We start from the raw sequence: 7,722 nt of genomic DNA, 5'->3' as shown, positions 1-7,722 counted from the left end.
GGGAAATCTCAACCCGTTCCTCAACGCTGAAATGTCGATATCGCTGTCCCATCGCAACACCCTAGGAAGGTGTTGCACTTCGTTTGAGAACTCAGGGAATCCAGTTTCGTCCGATGCTACCAATTATCAAAGATTAGAGCGTCGCTCTCGTCGTCGCTCTGGATTCCCGCCTTCGCGGGAATGACGCTAAGAGGGTTAGGTCTTCATACAGATCGCGCCAATCGGGGTTCTTCTCCTCAATCATGCGGAGCTTCCAGGCACGATTCCATTTCTTGATCTGCTTCTCTCGCGTGATGGCGTTCTCCATCGTCTCATGTGGCTCGAACCAGACGAGACGGTGGACATTGTATTTGGAGGTAAATCGGGAACCCTGACGGTTCTTATGCTGCCACGACCGGCCGAGCAGATTGCTGGTCACGCCGATATAGAGTGTGCCGTTGCGTTGGCTCGCAAGGAAATAAACGCAGGGCTGTTTCACGCAAAGATTGTACTGGATTCCCGCCTTCGCGGGAATGACGGCGTAAGGTCGGGAGACCTGCCTACCGCGCGCGCGTGGTCAGCGAGGCCTGGCGCACCGGTGCCTCGGGCGCGTCCTCGCGGGCGAAATAGGCATCGATCGCACGCAGGACCGAGGTCATCTGTCGTGCGCGGGCCGTTTCGGACCGCATGTTCGCCAGGTCGGTCGCATTGGTCATGAAGCCCATTTCGAGCAGAACCGCCGGCACGCGGGGATCAAGCAGAACGAAGAGATTGGCTTCCCGGTGCGGGTTCTGCAGCAGTGGCCCGGCTTCGGACAGATGCTCCAGCATCACTTCGGCGAAGGCGGTCGACTGGTTGCGCTTCTCGCGAAGTTCCAGTTCGACGAGAATGTTGTTCACGTCAGCACGCGCGGTGTGCGCCGCGCCCTGACGCGCCCGCTGGCGCGCCCGGTTCTCGGCATGGTCGTTGAGCGTGTAGACCGCCGCGCCGCGCGTTGCCGGGCTCGGCGAAGAATCGGCATGGATCGACAAAAAGAGGTCGGCGCGCTGCTCGGCCATGACGCCGACGCGCTCTTCCCACGACGGATAGCTATCGCTGTTGCGGGTCATGTAGACGACATAGCGACCGGTGGCCTCCAGCTGGCGCTGAAGCTCGCGCGCCGCGGCCAGCGTCACATCGGCTTCTTCCGCGCCGCCGGCGCCAAGCGAACCCGGATCGTGCCCGCCATGACCGGAATCAAGCACGATCACGCGGCGTTCCCGCGGTGGCGGGACATAGATCGCCTCGACGCGTTCCGCGATCAGGGCATCAAGACCGCTGGTCGGAAATTCCGTCACGGCGGCAAGCTCTTCCGCCTCGGCGCGCCGAATATCGATCACCATGCGGTGATTGCCACTCTCATTCGGGTCGAGCGAGAACTGGGACACAATCACCGACGGACCGCCGAGCGCGAAAACCAGGCGCGACGTGTCCCCGGAGGCATCGAAAAAGCGGAAGGTCGAAACCAGGCCATGCCCGCGGCCCTCGCCGGTCTCGAGACCGGCTACCGACCATGCGGACGTCGGAATCTCCAGCACAAGGCGGGCGGCCGGATCGGTCAGGGTGAAGGCCTCGAAATCCATCGGCTCGCTGGTTTCGACGACAATACGCGTCGTGTCGCCATTCTCACCGAACCGGACCTGACGGATTTCGCTATCGCGCGCGTCGGCTGTGCCCGCTGTCGCCAGCAGGCCCGCGGCCAGCATCAGCGCGCTGAAAGACCGGAGCATCACCATCAAACCACCATCGCAGAAACCGCGATTCCATTCACGGCTTTTGTCGATCAATAACAGCTGTGCCTTGACGTTTGGTTGATGACCGGAGGTTTTTCGCCTGACGCGGAATCGACCGCTTCCCATGGTCAAACTTATAGGGCATGGTGCATCCCGTTCCGAGAGGCGAAGCGCTTGAGCCGCCGCCATTTTTCACGGAGCGCGCCGAGGCTGGCGGAAACGCCCGGCCGAATCGCAAATTCTCCGCCGTGTGCGCACTTATCCGCCGCCGGCGACCCGATCGCATCGGCCGGGGGATTCGGTTCCCGAACTCCGGCTTTTTGGAAGAACAATGCGCCGCACGCCCCACGACATCGCTGGACCTGAGCTGACGCTCTCCGCGTGCGTTGCGCCGCCGCGCCCCCACGGGGCGCGCGCAGGAGCCCTGATACATGCCCAAGAAAATGCTGATCGACGCGGGGCATCGCGAAGAGACCCGCGTCGTCGTGATCGAAGGATCGAAAGTCGAGGAGTTTGATTTCGAGGCCGCGGCCCGCAAACCGATCCGCGGCAACATCTATCTGGCGAAAGTGACCCGTGTGGAGCCGTCGCTCCAGGCGGCCTTCGTGGAGTATGGCGGCAACCGCCACGGCTTCCTCGCCTTCAACGAAATCCATCCCGACTATTACCAGATTCCGCACGAAGACCGCGTCGCCCTTCAAAAGGAAGAGGAAGAAGCCGCACGCGCGGACGATTCCGACGACGATGATGACAGCGACGACGAGGATTCCGGCGAAAGCCGCCGACGCCGCAATGTCATGCGGCGCTACAAGATCCAGGAAGTGATCAAGCGCCGGCAGATTCTGCTGGTGCAAGTCGCCAAGGAAGAACGCGGCAACAAGGGCGCCGCGCTGACGACCTATCTGTCGCTGGCCGGCCGGTATTGCGTGCTGATGCCGAACACGCCGCGCGGCGGCGGCATCTCGCGCAAGATCGCCAATGCGAAGGACCGCAAGCGGCTGAAGGACGTCGTCTCGGGCCTCGATCTGTCGAAGGGCATGGGCCTGATCATCCGCACCGCAGGCGCCGCGCGCACCAAGGCGGAAATCCGCCGCGACTACGATTATCTGCGTCGCCTGTGGGACAATATCCGCGAGAAGACGCTGACCTCGGTTGCGCCGGCGCTGATCTACGAGGAAGGCGATCTCGTCAAACGGGCGATCCGCGACCTGTATGACAAGGATATCGAGACCGTCCTCGTCCAGGGCGAGGAAGCCTACAAGGACGCGAAGGCCTTCATCCGCATGCTGATGCCCAGCCATGCATCGAAGGTCCAGGCCTATCGCGGCGACATCCCGCTGTTCCAGGAGCATCGCGCCGAAGGCCAGCTGGAAGCGATCTATGACAGCCAGGTCCAGCTGAAATCCGGCGGCTATCTGGTGATCCACCAGACCGAGGCGCTGGTCGCGATCGACGTCAATTCGGGCCGCTCCACGCGCGAACGCAATATCGAGGCGACCGCGCTGAAGACGAATATCGAGGCCGCCGACGAGGCTGCGCGGCAGATGCGTCTGCGTGACCTGGCCGGGCTGATCGTCATCGACTTCATCGACATGGAAGAGTCGAAGAATGTCCGCGTGATCGAAAAGCGGATGAAGGACGCGCTGAAGCGCGACCGCGCCCGTTTGCAGATGGGCAAGATCTCGCAGTTCGGCCTGATGGAGATCTCGCGCCAGAGGCGCCGGACCTCCCTGCTGGAAGGCTCGACCAAGGCCTGCCCGACCTGCAAGGGTGCGGGCTTCGTGCGCTCGACGGAATCGGCGGCGCTGGTTGCGTTGCGCGCGCTGGAAGAGGAAGGCGCGAAGGATCGCGCCGACCGGGTACGCCTGACGGTTCCGACCGAGGTGGCGCTCTACCTCCTCAACGAGAAGCGCGACAATGTGCTGGCGATCGAAGCGCGTTCGGCGATGCGGATCGTGATCGGTGCCGACCCGGACATGACGCCGCCGGAATGCAAGGTCGAGATGCTCGACGCCAAGGGAGCCGATTCACCGCGCCGGCCGGAACCGGCCGTGGTGACACCGGACCCCGAACCCGAAGACGTCTACGAGGATATTCCCGACGACGATGAAGACGAGGACGAAGCCGAGGCGAACGTCCGCGACGACACTCCGGTTCGCGACGACGCAGACGGCAATGGCAATCGCCGCCGCCGGCGCCGGCGCCGCGGTGGACGCGCCGCAAATGGCGACCGCGACCAGGCCCCGCGCCAGGACGCCGAACCTGCCAGTGACGCCGGATCCGATGAGTCCGATGACGAAGCAGACCGCGCAGCCGACGCCAGCGACCGCAGTGAAGGCGACGATGACGGTCAGCCGAAGAAGCGCCGCCGCCGCGGTCGCCGCGGTGGACGCGGCCGCCGCCGCCGGGGCCAGGGCGGCGAGCCGCAGGACGACGCCCAACAGGGCGATGCCGCGGAAGGCGATGGCGAACCGGCCGTCGCCGCTTCGGGCAGCGATGGCAGCGACGCGCTGAACGTCGTTGAACCGACGGCGGAAGACCTGCCGACGTCCGACGCCGAGCCGAGAAAGCGCACGCGTCCGTCACGCCGCAAGAAGGCCGAGACCGCAGCCGAGGCGCCCGCCGAAGCGGTCGCGGAAGAACTGCCTGCCGGCGAAGCCGAACCGGCTTCGGAACCGCCTGCGGAGGCAGACGCAAAGCCGAAGCGCAGCCGTCGCAAACCGGCTGCCAAGACCCCGAAGCCTGCGGCTGAACCGCCTGTCCCGGAGGCCGCATCCCCGACGCCGGAGGCTGAAGCCGTGACCGAAGCGGCTCCGGCCGAGGAGGCAGCAAAGCCGAAGCGGACCCGCAAGAAGGCTGTGGCCAAAGCCCCCGAGGCGGCCCCTGCTGCCGGGGACGCGCCGGCCGAACCGGACGCCCCGGCGAGCGACACCAATGCACCCGAAGCGCTCGAAGAAGCCGACAACGCGCCGAAAAAGCGCGGCTGGTGGCAGCGCGGCGGGAAGCTGTTCAGCTGATGCAGCGGGCGGCGCGGACGGCTTTCGTTCGCGCCGCCGCTGTCTTCATCGTTGTCAGCGCGTTCTGACTTGATAATCTGTGCGTTCAGCGGGGGCTGACTGAACGGAGACTTCATGCGCGCCCTCATAGCCGCCATCAGCGCCGCAGCCCTTTCGATTGCCCTGCCGGCCACGGCCGCCGCCCAGACCCTGCTCCGGGACACGGAGATCGAGGTCATGCTGCGCGCCTATACCGATCCGCTGATCGTCGCGGCCGGGCTCGATCCCAATGACGTCGACATGTATCTGATCGGCGATCCGGAAATTAACGCCTTCGTGACCGGCGGTCAGAACATTTTCGTCAATACCGGCACGATCATGGAGGCGGAAAACCCGCTTCAGCTCAAAGGCGTACTGGCGCACGAGACCGGGCATATCGCCGGCGCGCACCTGGTGCGGATGAGCGAGGCCGGACGCGGCGCCATGGTGCCGATGTTCGTGTCGATCGGTCTGGGGCTGATCGCGGCGATGGCCGGCGAAGGCGGCGCGGCGAGCGCGCTGATCGCTTCCGGGCCGCAATTCGGCGCACTCAACTTCTACACCCACACACGGGCGCAGGAATCGGCCGCCGACCAGGCCGCGCTGCAATATCTGACGGCGACCGGCCAGTCGGGCGAAGGCCTGGTCGAATTCTTCGAGCGCTTCCGCTACCAGGAAGTCTTCACCCCGGCGCGCCGCTTTCGCTATTTCCTGACCCACCCGCTGTCTTCGGAGCGGATCACCGCGCTGCGCCACGGCGTGGACCAGAGCCCGTATGCCGATGTCACGGCGACGCCCGAGGAGCAGGCGGAACTGGAGCGTATCCAGGCCAAGATCTTCGGCTTCATGGCCCCGCCGGGACAGGTCTTCGCGCGCTATCCGCAAAGCGACACCTCCCTGCCCGCGCGCTATGCCCGCGCCGTCGCCTACTATCAGGATGCGCAGCTTGACCGCGCCCGCGGCGAGATCGAGAGCCTGATCGCGGAAGAGCCGGAAAACCCCTATTTCTTTGAGCTCTACGGCCAGATGTTGTTCGAGAGCGGGCATGCCGCCGAAGCCATCGGCTATCACCAGACATCGGTCGATCTGATGCCGACGGCACCGCTGCTGCGGATCAATCTCGCCATGGCGATGATCGCGTCCGACCAGGACGGCCACCTCGAAGCCGCGCGCGATCACCTTCGCGTGGCGCTCGACATGGAGCCGGACAACGCCTTCGCCTGGTATAATCTTTCGCTGGTGCACGAGCGTATGGGCAATACCGCGCTCGCGCAGCTGGCCGTGGCGGAACAGTCCTACTACACCGGCAACCGGATGCGCGCCTTCCAGTTCGCGCAACGCGCGATGCAGGAGCTGGAGCCGGGCACGACGGCGCGATTCCGCGCCGCGGAACTGATTGCGGTGTCGCAGCCGACCGACGAGGAAATCCGCGAGATGCAGCGCCAGCGCCGCCAGCAGGAACGCCAGCGTCAGCAGCAGGGCCGGTAGGCGGCGTTCAAGGCTCGCCTTTCCCGGCGCGATCCCGTAAACCCGCCTGAACACGAGTGTATCCGAGGGGATTGATGATGACGCGCGTATTCGCGGCGCTGGCCAGCGCCCTTGCCCTTGCCGCCTGCAGCCCGGACGCGGCCGACGCCCGCCAGTCCAATGACAGCGAGTTCACCGAGGCCGAGCGCGCGGAAATCCGCGAACTCGCCCGCGACTACATTCTCGAGAATCCGGAAATCATCGAAGAGGCGCTGATCGAATTGCAGCGCCGCGCCCGCGCCCGCGAGATGGAAGCCTATGTCGCCTCGATCGAGCGCAATGCCGACGCGATCTACAACGACCCGCGCGACCCCTCGATCGGCCCCGAAGACGCCGAGATCGTCGTGGTCGAGTTCATGGACTACAAGTGCGGCTATTGCCGGATCGTCAATCGCTGGGTCGACACGATCCGCGAGCAATATGGCGACCGCGTCCGCTTCGTGTTCAAGGAGTATCCGATCCTCGGCGAGGAATCGCGCGAAGCGGCCCGCGCCGCGCTGGCCGCGCTGCGCCAGGGCGAGGAACTCTATTTCGACTTCCACAGCGCGATGATACAGGCCTCCGGCCCGCTGCCGTCCGACCGGATCGACAGTTTCGCGGCCGCCGCGGGGATCGATGTCCGCCAGATGCGCGACGACATGGAAGACCCGGCGATCGAGGCGCATCTGGAAGACGTCTACCGGCTCGGCCGCATGCTCGGCGCGGACGGCACGCCCTTCTTCATCGTCGACGGCACGCCGATCCCCGGCGCCAACATGGAAGCCCTCAACACGGCGCTGGAAGACGCGCTGGAGGGGTAGGGTCTTTCCCTTCTCCCCTTTTTGAAGGGGAGAAGGTGCCCGTCAGGGCGGATGAGGGGTTCTGCTCCGTAGTCGAAGACTGCGTGCGCCCCCTCACCCCTGGCCCCTCTCCCCCAAATGGGGGCGAGGGGAAAATGCCGGAATGACACCTATGCGTCCGGCATCCACACATTCCCGTCATTGTCGATATTCCAGTGCGGATTATGGGCGACCTCCCAGGCATGGCCGTCGGGATCGGCGAAATAGCCCGAATAGCCGCCCCATTCGGTGTCGGCGGCCGGGCGCATGATCTCGCCGCCTGCCCTCACCGCCTCGTCTAGCACGGCATCGACCGCGTCGCGCGCCGCGAAATTGATCGCCAGCGCCACGCCATCGCCGCCGGACAGGGTGCGGCCGGTCTCAGCCTCGAACGCCGTGCGGCGGTACAGGCCCAGCACGATGCCGTTGAGCTGGAAGAAGGCGATGTCGCGGCTGACGAAGCCGGCTTTCCAGCCGAGCGCCTCGTAGAAATCCTTCGACCGCGCCGGTTCGGCAACGGCGAGCGTGATGAGCGATACGCGCTGGTCCATGTCTCTCTCCCTGTGAGGTGGAGAGTAGAACATTTGCGGA

The 7,722-nt window shown here is 65.1% G+C and carries 6 protein-coding genes; 3 read left to right on the top strand and 3 right to left on the bottom strand.

Going from position 1 to position 7,722, the window contains the following annotated elements:
* Positions 1-133: 133 nt before the first annotated feature.
* Together ACFOOR_RS14835 and ACFOOR_RS14830 are read right to left on the bottom strand one after the other, a co-directional pair.
* Positions 134-478 carry a GIY-YIG nuclease family protein gene (locus ACFOOR_RS14835; RefSeq protein ID WP_343163366.1) on the bottom strand — a complete coding sequence of 115 codons (345 nt, stop codon included), beginning with the start codon at positions 476-478 and terminating at the stop codon, positions 134-136.
* A 61-nt stretch (positions 479-539) separates the two neighbouring features.
* Positions 540-1,748 (bottom strand): N-acetylmuramoyl-L-alanine amidase, encoded by a 1,209-nt coding sequence (locus ACFOOR_RS14830; protein WP_343163365.1) that lies wholly within the window; start codon positions 1,746-1,748, stop codon positions 540-542.
* A 434-nt stretch (positions 1,749-2,182) separates the two neighbouring features.
* Here ACFOOR_RS14830 and ACFOOR_RS14825 point away from each other — a divergent pair, with 434 nt between their 5' ends.
* The 3 genes from ACFOOR_RS14825 to ACFOOR_RS14815 all read left to right on the top strand — a co-directional run bounded on the left by ACFOOR_RS14825 (position 2,183) and on the right by ACFOOR_RS14815 (position 7,113).
* A complete protein-coding gene (locus tag ACFOOR_RS14825; protein ID WP_343163364.1) occupies positions 2,183-4,768 on the top strand; it encodes a ribonuclease E/G in 2,586 nt (861 codons plus the stop codon).
* Between the two features lie 114 nt (positions 4,769-4,882).
* Entirely contained in the window at positions 4,883-6,274 is a 1,392-nt protein-coding gene (locus ACFOOR_RS14820; RefSeq protein WP_343163363.1) for a M48 family metalloprotease, read from the top strand.
* 77 nt (positions 6,275-6,351) lie between these two features.
* On the top strand, positions 6,352-7,113 hold the full coding sequence (locus tag ACFOOR_RS14815; protein ID WP_343163362.1) for a DsbA family protein: 762 nt from the start codon (positions 6,352-6,354) through the stop codon (positions 7,111-7,113).
* A 149-nt stretch (positions 7,114-7,262) separates the two neighbouring features.
* On the opposite strand, the gene ACFOOR_RS14810 is transcribed toward ACFOOR_RS14815, so the two are convergent.
* Positions 7,263-7,682, bottom strand: coding sequence for a VOC family protein (locus tag ACFOOR_RS14810; RefSeq protein ID WP_343163361.1), 420 nt, complete (start codon positions 7,680-7,682; stop codon positions 7,263-7,265).
* Positions 7,683-7,722: the final 40 nt, after the last annotated feature.

Origin of the sequence: Hyphobacterium vulgare, from assembly GCF_042643335.1 — a bacterium.
Classification (GTDB): Bacteria; Pseudomonadota; Alphaproteobacteria; order Caulobacterales; family Maricaulaceae; genus Hyphobacterium; species Hyphobacterium vulgare.
The sequence above is the reverse complement of the archived record's forward strand: the minus strand, read 5'-3'. Positions and strand labels throughout refer to the sequence as shown.

Bases quoted from the DNA above. Each gene is read 5' to 3' on its own strand.
- ACFOOR_RS14830 (WP_343163365.1), bottom strand. From the start codon at position 1,748: ATGCTCCGGTCTTTCAGCGCGCTGATGCTGGCCGCGGGCCTGCTGGCG.
- ACFOOR_RS14825 (WP_343163364.1), top strand. From the start codon at position 2,183: ATGCCCAAGAAAATGCTGATCGACGCGGGGCATCGCGAAGAGACCCGC.
- ACFOOR_RS14820 (WP_343163363.1), top strand. From the start codon at position 4,883: ATGCGCGCCCTCATAGCCGCCATCAGCGCCGCAGCCCTTTCGATTGCC.
- ACFOOR_RS14815 (WP_343163362.1), top strand. From the start codon at position 6,352: ATGACGCGCGTATTCGCGGCGCTGGCCAGCGCCCTTGCCCTTGCCGCC.
- ACFOOR_RS14810 (WP_343163361.1), bottom strand. From the start codon at position 7,682: ATGGACCAGCGCGTATCGCTCATCACGCTCGCCGTTGCCGAACCGGCG.